General features: G+C 39.7%; 21 protein-coding genes. 1 reads left to right on the top strand and 20 read right to left on the bottom strand.

The genetic code is table 11. The annotated features are described in order from the left end of the window. Nucleotides 1-28: 28 nt before the first annotated feature. The 6 genes from A5888_RS21060 to A5888_RS21035 form a co-directional block, all read right to left on the bottom strand. Complete coding sequence (locus A5888_RS21060) at nt 29-292, bottom strand: type B 50S ribosomal protein L31 (RefSeq protein ID WP_086349430.1); 264 nt, start codon at nt 290-292, stop codon at nt 29-31. 99 nt (nt 293-391) lie between these two features. After that, the gene (gene rho / locus A5888_RS21055) at nt 392-1687 is read right to left on the bottom strand and encodes a transcription termination factor Rho (RefSeq protein WP_086349393.1); all 1296 of its coding nucleotides are present in this window, start codon (nt 1685-1687) and stop codon (nt 392-394) included. After that, nucleotides 1684-2964 (bottom strand): UDP-N-acetylglucosamine 1-carboxyvinyltransferase, encoded by a 1281-nt coding sequence (locus A5888_RS21050; RefSeq protein ID WP_086349392.1) that lies wholly within the window; start codon nt 2962-2964, stop codon nt 1684-1686. The genes rho and A5888_RS21050 overlap by 4 nt, the downstream gene beginning before the upstream one ends. A 553-nt stretch (nt 2965-3517) precedes the next feature. Beyond that, the gene (locus A5888_RS21045) at nt 3518-4384 is read right to left on the bottom strand and encodes a class II fructose-bisphosphate aldolase (protein WP_086349391.1); all 867 of its coding nucleotides are present in this window, start codon (nt 4382-4384) and stop codon (nt 3518-3520) included. A gap of 172 nt (nt 4385-4556) precedes the next feature. Beyond that, nucleotides 4557-5117 (bottom strand): DUF4303 domain-containing protein, encoded by a 561-nt coding sequence (locus A5888_RS21040; RefSeq protein WP_086349390.1) that lies wholly within the window; start codon nt 5115-5117, stop codon nt 4557-4559. A gap of 63 nt (nt 5118-5180) precedes the next feature. Continuing rightward, nucleotides 5181-6110 carry a YitT family protein gene (locus tag A5888_RS21035; RefSeq protein ID WP_086349389.1) on the bottom strand — a complete coding sequence of 310 codons (930 nt, stop codon included), beginning with the start codon at nt 6108-6110 and terminating at the stop codon, nt 5181-5183. Between the two features lie 641 nt (nt 6111-6751). Here A5888_RS21035 and A5888_RS21030 point away from each other — a divergent pair. Continuing rightward, on the top strand, nt 6752-7246 hold the full coding sequence (locus A5888_RS21030) for a YajQ family cyclic di-GMP-binding protein (protein ID WP_086349388.1): 495 nt from the start codon (nt 6752-6754) through the stop codon (nt 7244-7246). A 180-nt stretch (nt 7247-7426) separates the two neighbouring features. Here the strand turns inward: A5888_RS21030 and A5888_RS21025 are convergent, their stop codons facing one another. The 14 genes from A5888_RS21025 to A5888_RS20960 form a co-directional block, all read right to left on the bottom strand. Then, a complete protein-coding gene (locus A5888_RS21025) occupies nt 7427-7801 on the bottom strand; it encodes a hypothetical protein (protein ID WP_086349387.1) in 375 nt (124 codons plus the stop codon). 11 nt (nt 7802-7812) lie between these two features. Further along, nucleotides 7813-8772 (bottom strand): phosphodiester glycosidase family protein, encoded by a 960-nt coding sequence (locus tag A5888_RS21020; RefSeq protein ID WP_086349386.1) that lies wholly within the window; start codon nt 8770-8772, stop codon nt 7813-7815. Continuing rightward, on the bottom strand, nt 8769-9821 hold the full coding sequence (locus A5888_RS21015; protein ID WP_086349385.1) for a glycosyltransferase: 1053 nt from the start codon (nt 9819-9821) through the stop codon (nt 8769-8771). Before A5888_RS21015 ends, A5888_RS21020 begins: the two co-directional genes overlap by 4 nt. A gap of 173 nt (nt 9822-9994) precedes the next feature. Then, entirely contained in the window at nt 9995-10960 is a 966-nt protein-coding gene (locus A5888_RS21010) for an asparaginase (RefSeq protein ID WP_086349429.1), read from the bottom strand. A gap of 14 nt (nt 10961-10974) precedes the next feature. Beyond that, entirely contained in the window at nt 10975-13335 is a 2361-nt protein-coding gene (locus A5888_RS21005; protein ID WP_086349384.1) for an ATP-dependent DNA helicase, read from the bottom strand. A gap of 114 nt (nt 13336-13449) precedes the next feature. Further along, the gene (locus A5888_RS21000) at nt 13450-13815 is read right to left on the bottom strand and encodes an MmcQ/YjbR family DNA-binding protein (RefSeq protein WP_086349383.1); all 366 of its coding nucleotides are present in this window, start codon (nt 13813-13815) and stop codon (nt 13450-13452) included. 236 nt (nt 13816-14051) lie between these two features. After that, entirely contained in the window at nt 14052-14738 is a 687-nt protein-coding gene (locus tag A5888_RS20995) for a Bax inhibitor-1/YccA family protein (protein WP_086349382.1), read from the bottom strand. Then, complete coding sequence (locus A5888_RS20990) at nt 14725-15216, bottom strand: MaoC family dehydratase (protein WP_086349381.1); 492 nt, start codon at nt 15214-15216, stop codon at nt 14725-14727. The genes A5888_RS20995 and A5888_RS20990 overlap by 14 nt, the downstream gene beginning before the upstream one ends. Nucleotides 15217-15410: 194 nt before the next feature. After that, nucleotides 15411-16748 (bottom strand): UDP-N-acetylmuramate--L-alanine ligase, encoded by a 1338-nt coding sequence (gene murC / locus A5888_RS20985; protein WP_086349380.1) that lies wholly within the window; start codon nt 16746-16748, stop codon nt 15411-15413. Between the two features lie 267 nt (nt 16749-17015). Continuing rightward, entirely contained in the window at nt 17016-17969 is a 954-nt protein-coding gene (locus A5888_RS20980) for a hypothetical protein (RefSeq protein WP_086349379.1), read from the bottom strand. Nucleotides 17970-18771: 802 nt separating this feature from the next. Then, complete coding sequence (gene asnS, locus A5888_RS20975) at nt 18772-20070, bottom strand: asparagine--tRNA ligase (RefSeq protein WP_086349378.1); 1299 nt, start codon at nt 20068-20070, stop codon at nt 18772-18774. A gap of 51 nt (nt 20071-20121) precedes the next feature. Beyond that, the gene (locus A5888_RS20970) at nt 20122-21318 is read right to left on the bottom strand and encodes a pyridoxal phosphate-dependent aminotransferase (RefSeq protein ID WP_086349377.1); all 1197 of its coding nucleotides are present in this window, start codon (nt 21316-21318) and stop codon (nt 20122-20124) included. A 174-nt stretch (nt 21319-21492) separates the two neighbouring features. Further along, entirely contained in the window at nt 21493-21996 is a 504-nt protein-coding gene (locus tag A5888_RS20965) for a DUF5590 domain-containing protein (protein ID WP_086349376.1), read from the bottom strand. Between the two features lie 79 nt (nt 21997-22075). Beyond that, on the bottom strand, nt 22076-24850 hold the full coding sequence (locus A5888_RS20960) for a helicase C-terminal domain-containing protein (protein ID WP_086349375.1): 2775 nt from the start codon (nt 24848-24850) through the stop codon (nt 22076-22078). Between the last annotated feature and the right edge of the window lie 79 nt (nt 24851-24929).

Here is a 24929-nt window from a genome sequence, read left to right as displayed (position 1 = left end):
AAACTCTTTATTTGTGACAATCGTTTGATTACTCGCCAGCGTTTGCGTCTTTGAGACCGTATTTCTTGTTGAAGCGGTCCACACGTCCGTCTGCTTGAGTGAATTTTTGACGTCCAGTATAGAATGGATGAGAGTCAGAGGTAACCTCCACACGAATCAGTGGGTAAGTGTTTCCGTCTTCCCATTCAACTGTTTCTTGTGTGTTCTTTGTAGAACCTGACAAGAATTTGAAACCAGTAGTTGAATCCATAAATACTACTGGATGGTAATCTGGATGAATTTCTTGTTTCATACTTTCTTTCGCTCCTTTGCCCTGAGTCATTTGCTGAATCAGAGTTATTTTGTCGATATACAACAGTACAATAATAGCATGTTTTATTTTTCGTTGCAATCATCTTTTTAAATTTCTTTTAGGTGCTGCCTTATTGAAGGATACATCATGAAATGCTGTGAAAAAATCCTGGTTGTTCTTTGTTTTTCGCAGGAACTTGATCAGCTGCTCTGTGTATTCCAAAGAGTCGCCTTTCATATTTTTTCTCAGCTTCCAGATTTCTTCAAGCTGTTCGCTGTTCATCAGCAAATCTTCTTTTCTCGTACCTGATTTCTTGATGTCGATTGCAGGGAAAATACGACGCTCGGCCAGCTCTCTTGATAGATGAAGCTCCATATTCCCTGTCCCCTTGAACTCTTCATAGATCATATCGTCCATTCGGCTTCCTGTATCTACAAGTGCCGTTGCAAGGATCGTTAAGCTTCCGCCCTCTTCAATATTACGAGCAGCTCCAAAGAAACGTTTTGGTTTATAAAATGCAGCAGGATCGATCCCACCACTCAATGTTCGCCCACTTGGTGGTATAACAAGGTTATACGCTCTCGCCAATCGAGTAATGCTGTCCATCAGAATAACAACATCTCGTTTGTCTTCGACAAGACGCATGGCACGATCTAAAACAAGTTCAGCAACACGCGTATGGTTTTGCGGCTGTTGATCAAAGGTAGACGATACAACATCCCCTTTTACACTACGCTCTAAATCGGTCACCTCTTCCGGTCGTTCATCGATTAGCAATAGGATCAACTCAACCTCTGGATGATTTTCCGTAATCCCATTAGCGATTTCCTTCAGAACACTTGTCTTACCAGCTTTCGGAGGCGCAACAATTAACCCACGTTGACCGAATCCTACTGGTGAAAAGATGTCGATCATCCGAGTGGATACTCTCCCAGGCGTTGTTTCTAAAACTATTTGCTTTTCCGGATATAACGGAGTTAACGCGGGAAAATGTGGACGTTGCTTTGCTTCTTCCGGATCTTTTCCATTGACACTCTCTACATGCATTAAGCCGTAATAACGTTCTGATTCCTTCGGTGGTCTGGCTTTCCCTGCCACCTTATCGCCATTTCTTAATCCAAAACGACGAATCTGAGACGTAGAAATATAGATATCTTCAGCACTTGGTCCATAGTTGATAGGACGCAAAAAGCCATAGCCATCCTGAGAAACGATATCCAAAATCCCTTCCATGAAGAAGAAGCCTTGCTTTTCTGCCTGAGCACGAATCACTGCCAAAGAAAGCTCTTTTTTATTCATTTGACTGTAATAAGGTATCTTAAATTGCTTTGCATAGGCGTAGATATCTTTTAATGTGCTGTTTTCAAGCTCGGCCATCGTCAAATAGTCGCTCATTGGTTCACCTCAAGTTCATTTTCTGTTTCTATCATTTGAATATCTGCTCCTAAAGCAGTCAATTTTTCAATAATATGGTCATATCCACGCAAAATATATTCTACATTATAAATGGTTGTTGTCCCTTCAGCCATCAAGCCCGCAATCACTAAACAAGCACCAGCGCGTAAATCAGATGCAACAACCTCTGCTCCATGGAGTTTAGCTGGACCATTCAATACAATCATATTTCCTTCTACAGATGCACTGGCACCCATTCTGACAAGCTCAGGTATATGCTTCGTCCGTTGTGCATAAATAGTGTCCATTACTTGACCCGTTCCGGTTGCTTTCAAAAGTAATGGTGTCAACGGCTGTTGCAAATCTGTTGCAAATCCCGGATAAGGGTAAGTTTTGACATTGATCATCTTTAGATCTTCAGAAGGATGAACCTCGATCATATCTTCCTCAATCGTCATTTTCACACCTAACTCCTGTAATTTAGCAATAAAGCTTTCCAGATGCTCATAAATCACGTTGCGAACCTTAACACCTTGTCCCATTGCCGCAGCAATAGACAAATACGTTCCAGCTTCAATTCGATCTGGAATAATGGAATGACGGCAACCATGTAATTCTGTAACGCCTTCGATTCGGATGATATCTGTGCCTGCACCTCTGATTTTCGCACCCATATTATTCAATAGAGTGGCAACATCGATGATTTCAGGCTCACGTGCGGCATTTTCAATAATTGTTTTGCCTTCTGCTTTTACTGCAGCTAGCATCACATTGATTGTTGCCCCAATAGAAACCATATCCATAAAGATTCTGGTACCTGTCAAGCCATGATCTGTTCGTAAGTACATCGCACCATGCTCATTGTTCACTGTAGCACCTAGTGCTTCAAATCCTTTGATATGCAAATCGATTGGACGCGGGCCCAGATAACATCCGCCTGGCAACCCGACAACTCCTTCTCCAAATTTACCTAATAAAGAACCCATGAAATAATAAGAAGCTCGTAAACTATTTATTTTTCCAGTAGGCATCGGCACAGAGACAATCTCTGTTGGATCGATTACTAATGTATTATTTTCAAATGTGGTTTTTGCACCCATGATTTCTAAAATCTCAATAAGAGAGTGAACATCCTGAATATCAGGAACACCATCTAAAGTAACCGGTGAATCAGCTAAGATTGCAGCTGGAATCAACGCAACTGCACTGTTTTTTGCACCACTGATACATACTTCTCCTGATAAGGGACGATTACCATTTATTACTATTTTTTTCATCTATTTTATCTCACCTAACTATGTCAGAATTTATTGCTGTTTTTATCCATACCCAAACCATTCTAACACAAGAATCTATAATACAAAAGACAGGATTTTCAAGAAATCCAAAACAGATACCGACAGGACGACCTCAGTTGTTATCTGAAACGATGTAGACAATAATTAATTATGACAAAAAATCAGATAAATACTCAAATATTATACTGTCATATGCAGTAGCTTTAACTAGCTACTCACTTCAATCAACTAGAGACTCAAGTTTCTATCCTTCACCGTCCTTATCCCCCATGCTACGTCAGTAACTATTCCCAAGGAACTGTTTGGTTTCATCTCATGTCACAGGGATTTCATAAGGTTCCTACTGCTAACAGCTTTTATTCTCAATCCATTTCTTTCACAGATAGTTCGATAGATTTATGCATCCATTGTATCATTGTATAAATAATCCATACTGAACAAGTTCTTTAACTTATGTACATGCACCATCGATCTGTAAAAACAAAAAACCGCCGACAAAAGCTATGCCAGCGGTAATCGATCTATTAAAAAATTATGCTTTGTTATCTGAACCGAACCATTCGATACGTTGTTCAACCAAATCAGTGATTGCTTTCGTACCAGGTGCTAATAATTTACGAGGGTCAAAGCCTTTTCCTTCAAGGTCTTTTCCTTCTTCAATGTATTTACGAGTTGCAGCAGCAAATACTTCTTGCGCTTCAGTATTTACGTTGATTTTAGAAACACCCATTGAGATTGCTTTTTGGATTTGATCCAAAGGAATACCAGATCCACCATGTAGTACCAATGGAATATCGCCAACAGCGTCTGCAATTGCTTGTAAATGATCGAAAGCAAGACCAGCCCAGTTGTCTGGGTATGAACCGTGGATGTTACCGATTCCGCAAGCTAAGTAGTCAATACCAGTTGCAACCATTTGTTTACATTCTTCAATGTCAGCTAATTCGCCGGAACCGATGATTCCGTCTTCTTCTCCACCGATAGAACCAACTTCACATTCTACAGAAACACCTTTTGCGTGAGCTTTAGCAACAACGTCTTTTGCTTTCTCGATGTTTTCTTCGAATGGTAAGTGAGAACCGTCGAACATAACAGAAGTGTAACCAACTTCGATACATTCCAATGCATCTTCGTATTCACCATGGTCTAAGTGAAGCGCTACAGGTACAGTAATGCCCATTGAATCTACTAAGTCTTTTACCAAGTCGTAACATACTTGATAGCCGCCCATGTATTTAGCCGCTCCCATAGAAGTTTGGATCAATACTGGTGCTTTTTTTGCTTCTGCAGCTTCAAGGATTGCTTTTGTCCACTCCAGGTTGTTTGTGTTGAATCCGCCAACACCGTAACCATCTTTGCGAGCTGCTTTAAGAAATTCTGTTCCTGATACTAATGGCATAAAAAATTCCTCCTAAGTTTTAAAAACCATATTTGTTAAGGCTATCCCTTAACCAACAGTTCTATTTTATCAGAACTTTAGGTACTTTTCTACTAAAATTGCTTTTTTCAGAAAATTTTATTCATCTTTTCACAAAGTCACCAATAGAAACGTTTAAATTGTCGGTGAGATACTAATTTTCCAGCGTTTCAAGCAACTCCATTATCAGACTATCCTTGTTCATTTTTTTGAGCGAGTCAAGAAACATTTCATCCATATAGTCGCCATCTGACATCGTAACAGAAAAAACGATGCTGTTCTGTTCATACCCATGCTCTGTAAATGTCTCTTTAGGAATCGCACGAACGGCCTCATTTATCGCCTCGATCAAGAACAAAGCAAATGCCCATTTCCCATCAGAAGGCCGCATGAAATCGGTTTCCTTATTGTGATCAATGATTTCCACTAAATTCTTGTACAGTTCCTTATTAAAATCTGTGGGCAGCTCTTCATCGGAAAATGGCCATTCTGTCGGCATCCAACGTTGATACTCATTCGCTGACTCCTTCTTGATCTGCTCTTCCATAAATTCTTTTGTATTGAAGCCCACATACATTCCATAAAAATCATCTGTCGTTAAAAAAGAAATGCCATATACCTGCTGTTCAGGAAGATACAACAAGATTTCCTCAACGAGTTTGGGCATACAGCAAATCAATTCATTCTTAAATAGTTCTTTTTGATCCATAGTCATCAAATCGCCCCTTTAATTATGCTCTATTTATCATAGCATAAAAGGGAGACGCAGCCATTTACATTATTTGATCCGATGTCTTTTCATCTCTGGGAAACTGCCATTATTTTTGAAAAATCGCTGCTCATCCTCATTAGCAAAGCGACCTAAAACAGTCTGAGTAGGAACAATATTCATAAACGCATTTTCATCGATCGAATGGACGATCTGTTCTAAGTCATATAGCTCATAGCGTGTAATAACCATCATGATCATACGTCCTTCCGCTTTAGAATAGCCCCCGATCGATGGCAGCAGTGTCATTCCGCGTACCATCTGCTCTGAGATTCCTTGAACGACTCTGTCTGGATTCGTAGTAATGATCATCGCCGTAACCTTTTGATGACTCGTATGCAGTGCATCGATGACCTGAGTCATGCAGTAAATCGAAATGATTGTATATAGCGCACTCTCCCAGTTAAATAAAAAGCCCGCAATCGCTACGATGATACTATTCAAAGCAAATATATATTTTCCAACCGTGTTGCCTGTTGTTCTAGACAAAACCAAAGAGACGATATCCATTCCCCCTGTGGTAAATCCCATCTTCAAAGAAAGTCCGGCACCAATACCAATTAATACGCCACCAACAATCGCGTTCATCAGAGGATTATCCGTCACCGTATAGACGGGCAAAATCATCGTAATTGCTGAGGCAACCGCCACGTTGACAAAGCTGAAAATTGTTGCTTCTTTCCCTAATTTCCAAAAACCCAATGCAAAAACCGGTAAGTTCAATAGAAAAATGAATAACCCGGTATCGATAGTAATAGATAAATGATTGTATAATAATGTCGCTAAAATTTGTGCCATTCCGTTCATCCCTGCTGAAAAAACCTGTGCAGGAATCAAAAACATATTCAACCCCATTGCCCCCGTAAAGCCAGTCAAAATAATAACTAAAATCTTTTTGATCAGCTCCGAACGTTTATGTAGTGTAAGACTTTTCCCCATTTTCGCTCTCCTTTGATTTATTGAGGAACCTTGTCAAGTAATTGCCAAGTTTCTTCATTTTCGTGGTCCGATGTCCCTTTCCCTAGTATTCCTGATAAAAGGGAATGAGCCCTCCTTTGATTTGTCGTGGAGACTAGCCAAGTCATTGTCTAGTTTCTTCATTCGATGGTCCGATGTCCCCTTCCCTAGCATTCTTGGTAAAAGGGAATGAGCCCTGTTTTTATTGCTAGAAAAACAGTTAAGTAATTGTCCTGTTTTTCTATTTTTGATGGTCTAGGATTACGCGACGCTGTTTTTCGTTCACCTTGTATAAAAGCAATTCTTTCTTGCGCTATTCAAGGTCTGACTACATGCTCTTTTTCTACTGTATCGGCAGCTGTTTCCTTCAGATATTCTCTGCGTAAAACATGTCCTTTCTCATTATATGTTTTATAAAGAATTACGCAAGATTTTCGATAGGTTTTATCATCAAATTTTTCTTTTTCGAAGCGATACATCCTGATTTTGAATTTCCTATAATTATCTTCAGATGTATGCGCTCCGCAAAGACTAGTTATTGTCACGTATGGTTTTGATAAATCACTTGTCGTATTGCGCTTTCATTGTTACTATGGATATAGCAAAATTTAGGAGGTTGGCATATGGCCGCAAAGGATGCAAGTTTTGATGTTGTTTCTGAAATGGATATGGAGGAAGTAAAGAATGCGATGCAGATCGCTTTAAAGGAAATCAAAAATCGATTTGATTTTAAGGATTCTCTTGCCGATATCAAATTGGATAATAATCGTTTGGTTGTTATTGCAGATGATGACTACAAAGTGGAGCAAGTAAAAGATGTCCTGTTTGGCAAATTGGTCAAGCGAGGTGTTCCAATAAAAAATATTCAATTTTCGACGAGTGAAAAAGCTCTTGGTGGTGCTGCTCGTCAATATGGCGATTTAGTCAGTGGTATCGATAAAGAGAATGCAAAGAAAATCAATGTTGCCATCAAAAATTCTGGTGTGAAGGTTAAATCGCAAATCCAAGATGATCAGATCCGCGTTACTGGAAAAAATAGAGATGATTTGCAAAAAATCATTGCACTGTTAAGAGAGTTAGATTTACCGATAGAACTTCAATTTAATAACTACAGATAATTAATAACCCCTATAATCAACTCTGCCATAAACCGGAATTGATTATAGGGGTTTTTGTGATTCTTTGGGAAATCAATGTCATCTGTAAAAATCAGCCCTTACTCCTTCGGAATAATCAGCCAAATCAGACCCAACACTGCTGTGAAAAGAATAATCAAAAAGAGCCACATCCAGATCACCTCATTTTATATATGCAACCATCGTAACTATAGATGCAGGAACGAGAAATAAAAAACTCACAACGTAAAAATAGAGAATATAAGGCGAGTCTGTACCTGCAATTTCAGTCACTCCTGTCAATATGAGTCCTACTGTAAAAATAGCGAGACTTGTATTCATCAAATTGACACTCAAACGAAACACAGATGAATCCCTTTTATTCGGTTTTCCAAAAAGAAAAACAGTGAATAACAAACCCACAATAAGCGGCGCAATCCAAATGGACGACAAAGCAAAGGAAATCACACCATGCCCATAAAAGTGATACACTTTTTGAAAAAGAAAGAGCAACAGAGCGATTACTAAATAACTGCTCACTAGTTTTTTTCTGTTCATTCGCTCTCCTCCTAATTGAAATATAGAATATCACTGACTGAACGTTCACCAGTCCCTTTTTCCGTTGGCTGGTTAATGACCTGTCCATTAAACCATAAGGTTGATGAACCGCCCCCATCCAAGTTATAAGCAACAGAAGTACCGGCGTTTTGAAAAACTTCTGCCAGTTCATAAAGAGAGAGCCCTTCACTTTCTTCGGTTCGACCATCGGCTACAATAATCATATAATGATTCTCGCCAATTTGACCGATCGCTGTTCGTGGATTGCTTTGCATTGCTTGACCAACTTCTTCTTCTTCGGTAACTGAAATCTCGCCATTTTGAATCAGTGCAGGACCAAAAGATAAAATTTGCTGTGCGCCGTTTTCTACTAATTCCTGAGCCGAGGACTGTTCCTCTTCGACGATAGTGAAATCACCATTACTATCAATGACCAGTGCCTCTGTTCTCTCATTTACAGTATCACGATAAAGAACCCCATTCCTCACGACAAATCCCTTGTTTCTAAAACCATAATAGTCTCCGTTGATTGCCAGGACTGCCTGATTTTCTTCCGCCATTTGTGAGGTCGTCTCTTTGATATTCCTTCCATAAGAATTTTCAGCAAAAGCTGCTTTTAATGCATTTGCATCGCTGACTTGAATATCAACAAGATAGATTTCCGTTTCATATTCTCGAACTGTCGTTATCGAGATGTCCAGCTGGTCATCTTTATAGCTTGTATCTGTGATTACAGGCTCAGTAAGCACTGCTGTTTCTGTTGTATTTACTGCGCTCTCAACGGAAGAGTCTAACTCCTCATTGGTTGAATCCTCAGAATCAATAATGACAGCTTGTACAGCTTCAACACTTATTCTGCGTGAAAGAACGAATGTATCCAGTAATACCGCAGTAGCTGCACCTGTTAGACAAACACCAACACTAATGGCCCAAAGATATTTTTTTGACAGAATCTTCGCAACATACCTCATCGGCTCACCTTATCCTTTTGAAAAATCACTCGATTTTGAACAATAAAACTTAAAACAAATAATATACTGTCTACTATCAGTTTGCTAAGTAAAGCACTAGGCAAAATACTAAGCAACAATAGAACACCGAGAGAGCTTAGTCCCATTTGAACGAGAAATAGGAGACTATACTTCCAGAGTGTCGTGTACACCCAATCCTTATTTTCAAATACCCAACTGCGAGCCAACGTATAATTTACTATTCCTGATAGGAGACGAGCAATGATTGTCGCAAGAGCGGTCATTTCATTTGACTCGCCGAGCCAAGATAGCAAGAATAGAAACACGAGAAAATCTACACTTAGCGATAGCAGCGCTGAAGACAAGTAACGAAATAGCAGCTTATAGATGCGATAAGAATCTTGGATAGCTCTGAAATGGGAATGTGCATTGTTTTCTTCATAAATTGTTTCGATCGGAAGCTGTTCCAATCGGATAGCCAATTCTCTGCTTTTTAGCAATACATTCATCTCGTACTCAAAGCGCTCACCTTCAACACCCAAAAGCTCCGGTAACAATTCTCGGCGAATTGCTCGCAAACCAGTTTGGGTATCTCCACATTTTGTTCCTGTAACAAAATAGAAAAAAATGGAGGAAATCCTGTTTCCCCAATAGCTTTTGCCAGGTGTTTCAGCTCTTTTAAAAGACCTTGTCCCAAGTACCAACGTCCGTGCATCTGCTTGCTCCACAGCACGAATCATTCGTTCAATATCGGTAATACTGTGTTGACCATCAGAATCTGCAGTAACAACAGCTGTCACTTCGGGATAATCTGTCACTATTTTTTGAAAACCAGTCTTCAAAGCAACTCCTTTTCCTTTGTTTTTGGAATAGGAAAGAATACTGACCGATGGGGATGTGGCCAATTTCTTAAAAGTAGATTGATAGTCCGAGCCACTTCCATCATCAACAATCAGAATGTTCTTTCTTGTTTGTTCACTCAGCTTCCGTACAAAAGAAATGACCTTTGTCTGTGGTTCATAGCTAGGAATCAAGAGCATTACTGACATATCCTCACCTTACTTTCTTGTTATCTTACCCAGAGAATAACAAGAAGAACTTAAAACCAACTTAAAGAAGTCCTTTCAAATTGCTATTCAAATAAGGTTAGTAGTTATGCCGTTCCAGTAAACAGCTTAGCTACTAACCTTATCTTTTCTAGTCACAGTATTCAAAAATCCAATCAGCTTTCCAAATAATACCGTAAATCCTCCGGTGATTTATCCGTATTTACTCCAACAATTAGGCGAATACGTGCCTTCTGACCATTCAACCCTTTCATGAAGATCACGCCATGCTCACGAAGTCCTACACCTCCGCCTTCATAAGCGTAGATGTCTTCTGCAATCCCATTTGAACATCTTGAAACAAGGACAACTGGTACACCTTTTTCAAGAATTTTTTGTAAGCCAGGTAATACTGCAGGCGGCAGATTTCCAGCTCCCAAAGCTTCAATAACCAATCCATCAAGCTCTTCTATATTGATTAAATTGAAAATCTGGTCATCCATCCCTGCATAGGCCTTAATTAAAAAAACGTTTCCTTGTACCGCTTGAATATCACAGACTTCCTCAGGCATAACCTCTTTTGTAAAGAAAGTCTTGCCCTTTGTTAGCATCCCTATGGGGCCAAATGTCGGTGTTCGAAATGTTGCAACGTTAGTCGTATGTGTCTTTGTCACATATTTTGCCATATGGATTTCATCATTCATTACGACAAGGACTCCTTTATTTTTCGAATCCTCTGAAGCAGCCGTCCAAACGGCGCTCATAAAATTGTAGAGCCCATCACTACCGATTTCATTGCTGGATCGCATTGCACCTGTCACGACAACGGTAATCTCCTTAGGAACTGTTAAATCAAGAAAATAGGCTGTTTCTTCTAATGTATCGGTCCCATGAGTAATGACAACTCCATCTACTCCTTCTGTAATCCCTTGTAGAATACGTTCCTTCAATTGAAGCATTCGCTCTAATGTCATATGAGGCGAAGGAAGATTAAAGATATCTTCAACGATAATCTCTATCTCCCCTTGAAACAGCTCATTTTGATTCATCAGCGGGTTTTCTTCGTTCAGAATCACACCGCCTTCTAAATCCTTTGACATGGAAATCGTTCCACCAGTATGCAACACCAGAATTTTCTTCATCGTCTCATTTCCTTTCATTTACTATCTATTTCCTTCCAAAATGCTTGAATATTTTTCTCTAAATGGTGGACTGTCGGCAGAATTTGCGCCCGATACCAGTGTGGTGGTACCAGCCGCTGATAAGCCGGACTGGCAAAGCGCTGATCCAGTAGTAGAACAACCCCGTGATCCTCTGCATCTCGAATCACCCGTCCTGCTGCTTGGAGAACTTTATTCATGCCTGGAATCTGATAGGCGTATTGAAAACCTAAGCCCTGCTCATCAAAATAATTCTTGATCAGCTCCTGCTCCTCATTGATTTGAGGAAGTCCCACACTTATTACTGCTGTTCCTATTAGACGATCTCCCTTAAGATCGATTCCTTCAGAAAATACACCACCAAGTACACAAAAACCAATTAGTGTCTCTTGGGGTTCAGATACAAACTGTGCCAAAAAAAGTTCCCGTTCTTTTTCATTCATTTCTGTCTGTTGGATCAATGTCTTGACCTGTGGATTTGCTTTCTTGAATGCTTCATAAACCATATCTAAATAGGCGTAAGAAGGAAAGAAAAACAAATAATTACCCATCTTTTGATTAATCATCGTCGTCAAGCTTTCAACTAAGTAATCAAGACTTTTTTCTCGTTCTCGATAAGTCGTTTGAACATAGCGTGCAATCAGCAAGCGCTGATTTTCTTCTGGAAAAGGGTTGGGGATCCGATAGGTCAAGCTCTCTTCTTCTCCGCCAAGAATGTCTTTATAGTAGCTCAGTGGTGTAAAGCTTGCAGAAAATAGGATACTGGCATTCGCCATCGATAGCTTCTGCGCTAATAAATACGATGGGTCCAAACAGAACAATTTGACAGATAATCCACGATTTTTCTTTTGGATGTACGTACAATAATGATCATCATAAAACTCACCGATCTTTAAATAGTTCAGCAAAGCAAAATAAATTTCCAACAATTGATTCAGTTCCGGCAACTCCTGATTCTGCGGCAACCACTCACCGATTTTTTCCGTCAACCGAAAAACCTTCTTCTCCATCCCATCAAGGTAAGCAGGCTGAGAAATGAATTCTTTCTCTTCACTGATACATAATTCATCCAATCGATCAAATTCGTCAACTACTTTATTTACCGCACGGGTCAATGGTGCGCTTTTTTTCTTTAGCAGCTTCTTCATCATGAGCAACTGTCCTTTGGAAAGCTCTGCGGAATACATTTCTCTGGAACGGCTAACCAAGTTGTGTGCCTCATCAATCAAAAACAAGTAGTCTTTTTTCACTCCCTCATCAAAGAAGCGTCGTAAATAAACGGTTGGATCAAATACATAATTATAATCACAAATAATCAAATCACACCACAGACTGACGTCTAAAGATAGTTCATACGGACACAGTTGGTGTTTTTGCGCATATTTTTCAATAACTTCACGGCTAAACTGATTCTCATGATGAAGAATATCCCAAAGCCCTTCATTTAGACGATCGTAATACCCAGCAGCAAAAGGACAGTGCTCTGGTGTACAGTTTCTTTCGGTTAAAAAACAAATTTTGTCCTTCGCCGTAATCGTCAAGCTTTTAATTTTCATTTCCTTTTGATTCATTGCTTGGACAGCATCTTCAGCAACCTGTCTAGTGATTGTCTTTGCAGTCAAGTAGAAGATTTTTTCCGCTTTGCCTTCCCCAATAGCTTTTAACGAGGGAAAAAGAGTAGAGATAGTTTTTCCGGTGCCTGTGGGGGCTTCTACGAAAAGACGTTGTTCACTAAGAATTGTTTTGTATACTGAAACTGCCAGCTCTCGTTGGCCCTTGCGATACTCTCCATAGGGAAAAGGCAGCTCCTTCAATGACTGATTACGAACCGTACGCCAGTTCTCGCTAAAAATCAGCCATTTCTCGTATTCCTCTAATAACTCGTCTAAAAACTGTTTCAGCTCTATACGACTGAATACTTTTTGTGTTTTGGTGACTTCTTCCGTTGTGGTCTGAAAATAGGTAAGCTGTAATGTAATCTCTTCAAGCTCTTCTTGCTCACTATAAATCGCACCATAACATTTGATCTGATGCCAGTACATCGCCAACTGTTCGTCATAGATATCCTCGAATGCCGATTCAGATGTTTTAATTTCATCGATCACTAACTGTTCCTGCTCATTCGTAAATAGACCGTCCATTCGCCCTTCAACAAAATAGGGCTTGTCGTTCAACACTACTTCCTTCGCAATTTTCACTTCTTTTTGATAGCCTTTACCGGCCTCCTTCTGAAGCTTGCGATGGATTCGTGCCCCCTCTTGTGCCGTATGATTACTCGTTCTGCGTGAATCAATACTCCCTTGACGTAAAATAAACTCGACCAGTCTGCGAATTGGAATTTTTTCTGAATGAAACATCTGTCGTCCCCTCACAATCCCTCCTATTATAAAACATACGTTCGCAAATAGAAAGTGACTGACAAAAAAAATACTGATCCTCACATTTTTCTGTAAGAATCAGTTTTTTACATGCTATTCGCCTAATGTCTCACGGACTTTTTTAGGTAGCTTCGCAACAACTAGCTCATAGGATTTTTTTAGTAGGGCTGCACATTGCGCTTCATTGAATGTATTATCCTTGAGAATGATTGAATTCCAATGCGTTTTATTCGCGTAATAGCCTGGAACAATGAAGCTGTACTGCTCTCTCAACAGCTCATTTTCTTCTGGCTCTCCTTTGAATGTAAAGATTTCATCGCCCTCTTTGTTTTCACCCAACATCGCGAAAAATTTCCCTGCGATATCGAAGTAGTCGCAGTCCCAGCTCTCACGATAATAAACAGAGGCTCCCGGAAATGTTTCAGCTTCCTTTTTCAATGCTTCTTTTAATTTTTCCATTCAACTCACTCCTATTTTTAGTTACTAAAATAAAGGCTAGACGAGTCGCTTTGCTCACGAGCAATATAGGAAACTGATAGAAAGGTGCCCTTTCCTTTTATACTCAGTTTATCTTATTGCCGACTGAGCAGACTCGTAAAGCTAGATAATAAAAAGGAACTAGGACATTACTATGCCCTAGCCCTTAAAATCGGATAGACAGCAAATCAGAAGGAACTCCCGTCACTTGCTTTCTTTTAATCCTTACCGAAAATGCGCAGAAATGCTAAGAACAGATTAATGAAGTCAAGATACAGCTGTAGCGCCATATAAACTGCAATTCCATTTCCAGCCGTTCCATTTGATGCAAAATAAATAGTTCTGATTCGTTGATTATCATAAGCAGTCAAGCCTGAGAAAATCAAGACCATGATGATAGAAATCACGTAATCCATTGGTCCACTTTGGAAAAAGAATAGGTTAAGCAGCATTGCCACAATAATCCCTATCAAGGCTGTCAATAACGCACGTCCCATACCAGATAGGTCCTTCTTCGTCAAAACACCTACGATCGCCATACAACCAAAGGTAGACGCTGCACTGACAAAAGCAGAAACAACTGTCGCTTCCGTATACATTGATAATGTGACTGCCAATGTAATTCCGTTAATTGCTGAGTAAGCAATAAAGCCTCCTATGGCAAGCGATGGATTCTTTTGTGCTTTCATCCCTAAAAAAATAACCAATGCAATCTCAGCGATCCACATTCCCATAAACGCATATGGGTATTGATATAGAAACATAACCATTTCATAATAAAATACATTCAGTATCAGGTAAGAAATAACCGCGCTGATCCCTATCCCTAGTGCTAAAAAACCATAAATTTTCGCATAAAAGCTATTTAAGCCTTCCTGCACCTTTGTTGTCTCAATTTGATTCATTGAATACTCCTTCTTTCTCAGTTGGTTCATCTAAAACAACATGCTTTGGCGGCTGTACGATAACCACAGCATCCAATACACGGTTTTCTTCTTCATTGACTGCCTCAATAGAAATCGTCACGACATCCTTCATTTTATCAATTTTAATAACCTCAAAATGAAAAGTCAGTGTTTCGTAATGAAAAACAGGTTCTAAAAAATTCGTAGAAAAATTGACCACATGTGAGCCTGGTCCAGGCAAGTGCTTTGAAATGGCACTCGTAATGATTCCCATCAACATGATCGACGGTACGATCGGTTTTTGATACTCAGTTTGCTTGGCATAATCATGTTGGATATAGAGGGGGTTGGCATCATTCGTCAGGCCTAAATAAAGCAGCAAGTCCTTGTCTTCAATTGATTCCGTTAAGGACAACGAATCGCCTTCCTCGATATCTTCGATGGTTTTGCCTAATTTCCTCGGTTTTCCGATGTTCAAATTAGTACACCTCCATTAATGATAAGATAATTGTACCAAAACCACTGCAAAAGGCAAGTAGAAAAGAACGCCGACACGAGTAGACTCTTATCAGAAATGATAAAAATAAATTACTACTTGTTTTTATGAAAATAGTGAAATAATAAAAAACGCGAGAAGAATAACTTCCCACGCTTCTAGATTCTCAACTGAATTTAGAGTACATTTCTTGTTGTGTTACTTAGTAATGTTTCATAGGCTTGTTCGAATTTTTGAACATCTCCTGCACCCATGAAGACAACTACTGCATCTTCATAATCAAGTAATGGAGACACGTTATCTTCTTTAATCACTTGCCCGCCTTTTTTGATACGGCTGCCAAGATCTTCAATCTTCACATCGCCTTGTGTTTCTCGAGCTGAGCCAAAAATATCACATAAAAAGACGTGATCAGCTAAATCCAACGCTTCTGCAAACTCATCCATCAGTGCAATTGTCCGCGTAAAAGTATGTGGTTGGAAAACTGCGATGATTTCTCTATCCGGATATTTTTGACGTGCGCCGTCAATGGTCGCTTTGATTTCTGTTGGATGATGCGCATAGTCATCCACGATTACAACATCACCGACTTGTTTTTCAGTAAAGCGGCGTTTTACTCCTTGGAAAGTCAGCATTTCTTCTGCTACTTTCTTCATGTCCAACTCTTCAAAATAAGCAACAGCAATCACACCTAAAGCATTCATAATATTGTGTTCACCAAATGCCGGCAAATCAAAGTGCCCAACAAAATCCTCGTTATGATAGACATCAAAGACAGAACCTGTCGTTGTTCGTTCGACATTACGCGCCTGGATATCATCATTTTCATTCATCCCATAGTAGTAGATAGGTACATCAACCTCAAGCTTACGCAAATATTTATCATCGCCATAAGCAAAAATTCCTTTTTTCACTTGACTAGCCATTGCCTGAAAAGCAGAAAACACATCCTCAATGCTCTTATAATAGTCTGGGTGATCAAAATCAATATTTGTCATGATCACATAATCAGGAGAATAAGCCAAAAAGTGTCGACGATATTCGCAAGCTTCAAACGAGAAAAACTCTGCATCTGGTACCCCGTGACCAGTTCCATCACCAATCAAATAGCTCGTTGGTTTGATACCACTTAGAATATGAGACAGCAATCCCGTAGTCCCAGTCTTCCCATGAGACCCTGTTACAGCAATACTTGTATATGGTTGAATGAATTGACCTATAAAGTCATGGTAACGAACAACCTCTGCTCCCAGCTCTTTTGCACGCACCAGCTCTTCATGAGCATCTGGGAAGGCATTCCCTGCAATAACAACCATATCCTTTGTAATATTTTCAGCATCAAATGGTAGTAGCTTAATCCCGGCTTTTTCCAAATCTCTTTGTGTAAAGAAATATTCCTCTACATCTGATCCTTGAACACGATAGCCCTTTTCAAAAAGAACTAACGCCAGCGAGCTCATACCAGAGCCTTTGATCCCTACAAAATGATACAACTGATTTTCACGATTCTCCATTATGATCCTCTTCTCTTAAATCTCTATGTAAGTAAACAATAATTATTAAAATTATCCTAAATTGTACGTTTCTCATTATCGTATAAAATGGTAAAATAATCAACTAAAAAAAATATTCTGGTATTTAAGAGAAATTAAATACAAATAAGACGTAAAAATTGCTGTCTGAAAAAGAATATCTTAAAAAAGGAGACTGAATAATCTATACTTCAGATCATTCAGTCCGCTTTAGCCTATAGTGTTTCACACACTGCTTCTTTATTTTTCTTAATTGAAATACTTGCTATTTGTCATTTCCATGCTGGAATCCTCAATAAGACCACTCAATGATTTATCCATGATTCCTTTTTTCTGTTGTTGCTCCGCTTCAGATACTTTTTGAGCATAAGAGGTCTGATTTTTTGCAGACTTAAGCTCTGTACGAGAACGTGGTAATTCTTGTTCTGTATCTGTTCCACCAAAACGTTGCATATTTGGACGGATTTTTTGATATTGACGGCGCGTCAATGGGATATCAGGTTCTTCATTTGGTACATTGAATTTTTGAACTGCCGGCTCTTCTACTCGTTTTTCTCTAAACAAAGTGTCCTCATTATCCAAAATCAAATAGGACGTTGAATCCTTCTTCATAGCAGCCAAAAGATCCTGATCAGAAATCTCTGTAAACTTAGGGACCTCATCCGGTATCACTGAAGCCGGAACGTAAGTGGGAACAAAATAAGGTGCTTCTGACTTTTTCGAGTCATTGAAAGAAGTGATTTTTCTCCCTGTCGTCCGTCTGCCAAATGTAGCAGATTCGAACGTTTCTTTGCTCTGCTTATGCATAGATCCAAATAAATTAGGCTTTTTTTGAGGTTCCATTACTCTGCTATGATGTGTTGAGTAATCAGGAAGGTTCAATTTGTGGCGCTTTAATTCTTCCACTTGTTCCTTTGTGTGCTCTTGCTGCTTTAAATCAGCGATTGCTGCTTGCTTTTTAGAAACTGTTGTAGATTGTCTTGGTGCTGTTGTTGCTGTATTAGTCGCTACATTTGTAGGTGTATTCTTATTTGTAGATTCGAATTCCTGATAGCCTTCAGCAGTAAAATTTCCTCGCTCATTCAAAAGCGGTTCATTTTGAAAAAGCTTACGTCCATTTCCTGTAGACAGCTTTACTCCTACCTGATCATCATAGGCTGGAAATCGAAAATGTTTTCTCGTTACTTGTGCTGCATTTCCCATTCACGTCAGTCCTTTACCTTTGCTTTCCGTTCATTTTACCATATAATTCTGAAATTCTAAACAACTTACACCACTTTTTTGAATAGCTTACAATTAGGCTTGGATTATGTACTCGTTTCAGAAATGGGAATGAAGGCGTTCCTATCAGACATATAGCATTGTCTACCTATAAAATACAATAAGCGACGGTACAAAAGTAACGGTATTTTCTGACCCGTCATTCCCGTCTCTAAAAAGCCGTAGCTTTGAAGGCCATTTAGAAGATTTCGCTTTTGTACCGATCCCTTTTAATGTCATTAATTGATTTACAAAAAAATTGTTTCTGTTTCATAAAAAATCGTTTGATTTTCACTTATCTGTTTCATAAAATTTACACGGTCGCATTTCTCATTATGACTGCTATTTAGAAAAGCAACCAATCTAACAAGTAACAGGAACGAAGAATGAATCTTTCATAATTTTCGGAATGATGAACTGTATGATTCCACTTCATTCAATTTCTCTATAAAAACAGCGCATCCCTCCTTACAGGCAACTGTTGAAAAAGAAAAGACTGGTGCTCCGACAGTCGCCCCCATATTAAATTTTTCTCCATACAGATTCCCCCTTCTTGTTCATTGTAGTGCTTACATTGAGTCTAGCACCCCAGATTGCTTTATTCAATCAATAGCCCTTATGGAAAAATTGTGGATATTTTCAAAAAAAACTGTAAAACGAACTTGCAGATGTCACTTCCCACTAAAAAAACTACCACAATCAGGCTCTTGTGCGCCTGAACTGCGGTAGCAGAATACTTTACTGATTATGGATATAATCTATTTAACAAACGAGGGAATGGGATAGACTCTCGAACATGCTCGATCCCTGTCAACCAAGTAACTGTACGTTCCAGACCTAGACCAAATCCAGAATGAGGAACGGAACCATATTTTCTCAAATCCAAATACCATGAGTATTCTTTCTCATCCAATCCATGTTGGCGAATCTGTTCCAATACGAATTCATAATCGGTTGCTCTTTCTGAGCCGCCAATGATTTCTCCATAGCCTTCTGGTGCAATCATATCTGCACAAATCACGACATCTTCTCTCGTTGGATGTGGTTTCATGTAAAATGGTTTGATTGCTTTCGGATAGTTCAAAATGAACACAGGCTGCTCAAAAGAATTAGCGATAAAGGTTTCATGCGGCGAACCAAAATCATCGCCCCATTCAATATCCTCAAACCCGTTCTTTTTCAGCAATTCTACTGCATCATCATAAGTAATGCGCGGGAATGGCAAGTTTGTGTACTTCTTAAGAAGTTCTTTATCACGACCAAGTACATCCAACGCATAATCACAGTTGTCCAATACGTTCTGCACTAAAAAGGCCACATACTTTTCCTGAACTTCAAGACTGTCTTCTTGATGCATAAAGGCCATTTCAGGCTCTATCATCCAAAATTCAATCAGATGACGACGCGTTTTAGACTTTTCAGCACGGAATGTCGGACCAAAAGAAAATACTTTTCCGAATGCCATTGCAGCAGCTTCCATATATAACTGACCACTTTGTGATAAATAAGCTTCTTCGTCAAAATAGTTTGTATGGAACAGTTCTGTTGTTCCTTCTGGCGCACTTCCTGTAAGGATAGGCGGATCGATTTTCACAAAACCATTCGTGTTGAAAAATTCATAGGTTGCACGGATGATTTCATTACGAACTTGCATTACAGCATGCTGTTTTGAAGAACGCAACCATAAGTGGCGATGGTCCATCAAAAAATCTGTTCCATGTTCTTTTGGTGTGATCGGGTAATCATGACTCTCCCCAACTACTTCGATGCCGGTGATTCCAATTTCATAGCCGAATTTTGAACGAGTATCTTCTCTCACTTCCCCCGTAATCAGCACTGCTGTTTCCTGATTGAGTCCTTTCGCAAGCTGGAAGACCTCTTCCTCTACTTCACTTTTCACGACAATTCCTTGAAAATAAGCTGTACCATCACGAAGTTGTAAAAAAGCAATTTTACCACTTGAACGCTTATTCGCTACCCAAGCACCGATTTTTACTGTCTCGCCTACATGATTTTTTGAATCAATGATTTGAATTTGTTCCACTATTGTCTCTCCCGTTCCTTCAATTTTTACCAATCCCGAATTGAGTTGTTCTTAGTTGTTTTCCTGGATTTTTTTATCGATAAATCCAGCGATTCGTTCAATTGCCTGCTCCAATACAGCTAGATCCGACGCATAACTGATACGGATGTGGTCCGAAGAACCGAAGCCCTCACCTGTTACCAAGGCAACATAAGCTTCTTCAAGCAAGTCATCTACCCAAGTCGTCACGTCATCATACCCGCACAAAGTCAATGTTTCACGAATATTCGGAAACAGATAAAATGCACCTTGAGGCTTGGTCAACTTAAATCCTGGCAGGGCTGCTGCTTTAGGATAAATCGTATTCAACCGTTCCTCAAATGACTTTCTCATTGCTTCTACTGTATCTTGATTGCCATTCAACGCTTCTACTGCCGCATATTGACTGACAGCTGTTGGGTTGCTAGTTGAATGAGAGGCAATATTGTTCATAGCTCCAATAAGCTGTTCATCAGCAATCGTATAACCGATTCTCCAGCCTGTCATTGCATAAGATTTCGATACACCATTAATGATGATGGTCTGTTTTCGGATTGCTTCTGATACTGTTGCCAGAGGAGTAAAAGTGTTGCCATTGTATACAAGCTGACCATATATGTCATCTGATACAATCATGATATCATGTGCTACAGCCCAGTTTCCAATAGCCAACAGCTCTTCTTTCGTATAAATCATCCCTGTTGGATTAGAAGGTGAATTCAAAATCATTGCCCTCGTCTGGTCTGTTCGAACTGCTTCCAGTTGATCGACTGTTACCTTGAAATCATTCTCTTCTTCACAGGAAACAAAAACCGGTGTTCCCTCAGCAAGTTTTACCTGTTCACCATAGCTGACCCAATATGGAACCGGAATAATAACTTCATCCCCCGCATCAAGCATCGCCTGAAACAAAAGATACAAGGAATATTTAGCCCCATCTGTGATAATTACTTGTTTTGCATCATAATCCAAGCCATACTCTCTGTGGATCATTTCAACAACTGCCTGTCTTAGCTCCGGAATTCCAGCTGACGGAGTGTAATAGCTCGCTCTGCCATCTGTGATTGCCTGAATCGCTGCCTCTTGAATATTTTTCGGTGTAGCAAAATCTGGCTCCCCAACCGTCAGATTTAAGACATCCTTTCCTTCGCTTTTTAGCTTTTTAGCCTTTGTTGATGCCGCTAAAGTAACCGAAGGTGCCAACTGCTGTGCACGTTTTGATAGTTTCATACTTCCACCCCTCATTTTGATTTATCCCGCTTCTATAGAGATACAACGAACAACTCGTCATAAAAACGACTATTCTAGTTTATGAAGCTGTTTTTACTAATGGCAACATCTGAGCTAACCAAGCATAAACTACCCAGATGACTGATTAATAATACGGTTCTCGTTGCTCTTCACTCAAATCCCAAGAACAGTGTTGACTTCCTCACCATTTTCAAAGGCAATCAAATAATAGTTCAGCGCCCCTTCAGATGACTTGCAGACAACTTCCCAAACTGCTTTACCGTCAAACATACCGAGATTGACTTTTTGAACATTTTCTTCACCATAGCGCTCTTTCACTACTTGCTTCGCTTGACCTTCCGTGAGACCTTCTTCTTGATCAAACGTCAAGATATCTCCACCCTTTTCAGGGATAATGACGACAATTTCATTCCCAGATGCATCTTTTCCAGTCAAACCAAAGTAGGTTTCGTCTCGATTGAACCAGTAGAAGTCCTCCACAGAATCCAACTGCGCATGTTCTTCCGCGATTTTGACCGCTTCTTTTCGTGCTTGAGACTTTGAATGGGTCGAACGGATATAAAAAATACTTAACATAACAATAATGGTCAACAAAATGGCAACAAGTGCCAAAAGTATGACAACCCTTTTGTGTTCTTTCTGCTCATCTGATGTCACGATCACGTTCGTCCTTTCAAAACTTACTGTTTTTCATTATATCAGAAAATAAATTCTTTTTGATACACGATGGAGAAAATTATCCTTTTTCTTTAAAAAATTCATGGATAGATAGCAACGTTTCGTCTAATGATAGTTCTTCAACTGGTAACCGTTTAGGCAAAGCTCTTAGCATTCGCTTACCGTATTTTGTTCGGACAAGTCGACGATCCAACACCAGCAGTACACCATGGTCATTTTCAGAACGAATGAGCCGCCCCAGTGCCTGTCGTAATCGCATAGACGCTTTAGGAAGGGCTTCCCCTGTAAAAGGATTGATTCCCTGTGCTTCAAGGTATTCATACTCCGCTTTGACTAGTAGTCGTTTCGGGTTTTCAAAAGGCAACCGCGTGACAATCAATAGTTGCAGGGAATCTCCTGGAAGGTCTACTCCTTCCCAAAAACTATCTGCACCGAGTAAAATGCTGTTTTTACTATGGTAAAACCGTTTCAATAATTTCTCTCTCGTGCCACTAATTCCTTGAGCCATGACCTCTCTCCCAATATTCATCATCGATTGATGCAAATGACTATATGTTTTTCTGAGTACCTCATGGGAAGTGAACAGAACTAAAATCGGGCGATCTTCCTGCCTCGCTACCTGTTCTACTATCTGACTAATATATTCAGCAAACTCCGCATCTGACACCTCATGGATATCCATTGGAAGCTTAGGAACATAGAGTCGAGCAGATTTTTCATAATCATAAGGGTCCGGCAAAACCTTAACAGAGAAATCATCTACCCCAAGTTTATCCGGCAAGTACTGTCGGTTTTTCCAAAAAACCAATGTTCCGCCTGTATAGAGAATATGCTGATAATTAGGATACCAACTGGCCTTTTTGATCATCCCGGCACTCAGATCATTGACCGCAAGTATAGTCAGCCCTTTTTTATCGGTTCGATATTCCTTGACCCAATGAGCTTCCCATTGATTAACAAAGATATCAAAACATTCAGCCAGATTGGAAACCTCTGAAAACAGTTGAAATAGCGCAGTGAGCTTCATCCGTTCAGAAACAGAAAATCTTTCCAACTGACGATCGATTCCTGTTCGAACCTGTTGTTGTATTTCTTCCAAATCACTCAAGTAGGTCTCAATTTTTCGAATCAGCTTTTCTCCTTCTAAGGAAAGCTGATCGAACTGCGTCTTCTGAATCACAGATTCTTGTAGCTGTTCACGCTTATCAATGACCAAAATCTGCCCCAACTCATAAGCAAAGTCTTTCAGATCTTCCACAATATCAATCAGTGTGCGGGAGTACATCTCAACATACCGTTTTTCAGTAGGTAGTTTCTCCAGTAGAGAGATTACTTGATCGAAAAGCTGACCTTCTTCGCGAGCTTGGACGACCTGCTTTTGAAAAGCATAAATCGGAATCGTCTGCAGCGCAGTACGTTTTACGACATCCGGTAAATGATGTGCCTCATCGATGATCAGACTCGCCTCTTTCGGTAGTAACGGGTGCTTTCTAAATGATTCCTGCATCAAAAAGGCATGATTGACGATCAGCAGATTGCTTTGCTCCGCTTTTTTATAAAGAAATCGAACAAAATCTTCTTGATAGAGAGGATCATCCTTCTTCAAAAGCTCTGTCCCTCTATGGATAGTATCTTTCCAAAAAATATGATTAAAATTGATCAACTGCAGTTCGTCGAGATCTCCTGTCTCTGTTTCCAAAAGCCAGACCAATACTCTCATTTGATAAAGCGCATATTGTTTTTGCTTGATTGGGTTCTTCAAGGTTTCTCTAAACCGTTGAAGATCAAGATAATGACGATGACTTTTTAAGACCGTCGCCTGCAGCTTTTTCTCTGCAAAACGATTCGTAAATGGAATATCTTTTTCAAAAAGCTGATTTTGAAGCATGATTGATACCGTACTGACGATTACCGGCTTCTTCGGTTCAGCAAAGTAGCTGCTTGGAAACAAATACCCAAATGTTTTTCCTATCCCTGTCGCAGCCTCAATGAACAGATTTTTCTCTTTCCCCTCGGTAAAATGTTTAAAAACATCATTCATCATTCGACTTTGTTCCTTACGGTAAGTCAATTGCTTAGCAAATACTCGCTCTTTTTGTTTCTTCGATGTTGGATACGCGCCAGTCTCATAGACAGATGTTTCAAAGTAAGGAAGAACTTTTTTTCTTAAAACAAGCCCATCAATCACTTGCAGGCCCTCTTTCAATGGAATGGGCTGCACCTTCATTTCTTCATACAGTCTATTCAAGTAAGCACCTGTCTCCATTCCTAACTGGTCACTCAATAATAAAATCATTTTCAATGACAATAGAGGAAGCGTTCTGATTCTTTTTTCAATCAGTAGAAAAACCTCCGCTGTTACCTGAGCATCACTGTCCGCCTGATGCGGATTCTCATGAACCAGGCCTAAGCTCTCGGATAAATCACTTAGACGAAAACTTTTTTCAGTGGGAAAAAATATTTGTGAAAGCTCAACCGTATCGATACCCGGAATTTGTAACTCCGGTGCACCACAGCGTTGAAGCTCTTTATTTAAAAAGGAATAATCAAAATAAATATTATGCGCAACGAAAATCGTGTCTGCCAATAAATGATGAATGGTCAAGGCAATATCTTCAAAATAGGGTGCTTTAGTCACTTGTTTATTCGTGATTCCCGTCAAGTGTTGAATTTGTGGAGAAATACTCCGTCCCGGATTCACATCTGTTGAAAAACGCGTGACAATCTTCCCTTCTTCGATCAACACACAACCGAATTGAATGATTCGGTCTACCTGAGGATCGGTCCCGGTGGTTTCTATATCAACGACCGCATATATTGGATTTTTTTTCATGGTCTCTCCACCTTTCTGCCATCTTGAAAATTATACTATAAAATCGAAGTTTTTCACTATTATTTGTGGGTAAGAATCA

The sequence above is a fragment of the Enterococcus sp. 9E7_DIV0242 genome, from assembly GCF_002140975.2.
In the GTDB taxonomy this organism is placed as follows: domain Bacteria; phylum Bacillota; class Bacilli; order Lactobacillales; family Enterococcaceae; genus Enterococcus_L; species Enterococcus_L clewellii.
The sequence above is the reverse complement of the archived record's forward strand: the minus strand, read 5'-3'. Positions and strand labels throughout refer to the sequence as shown.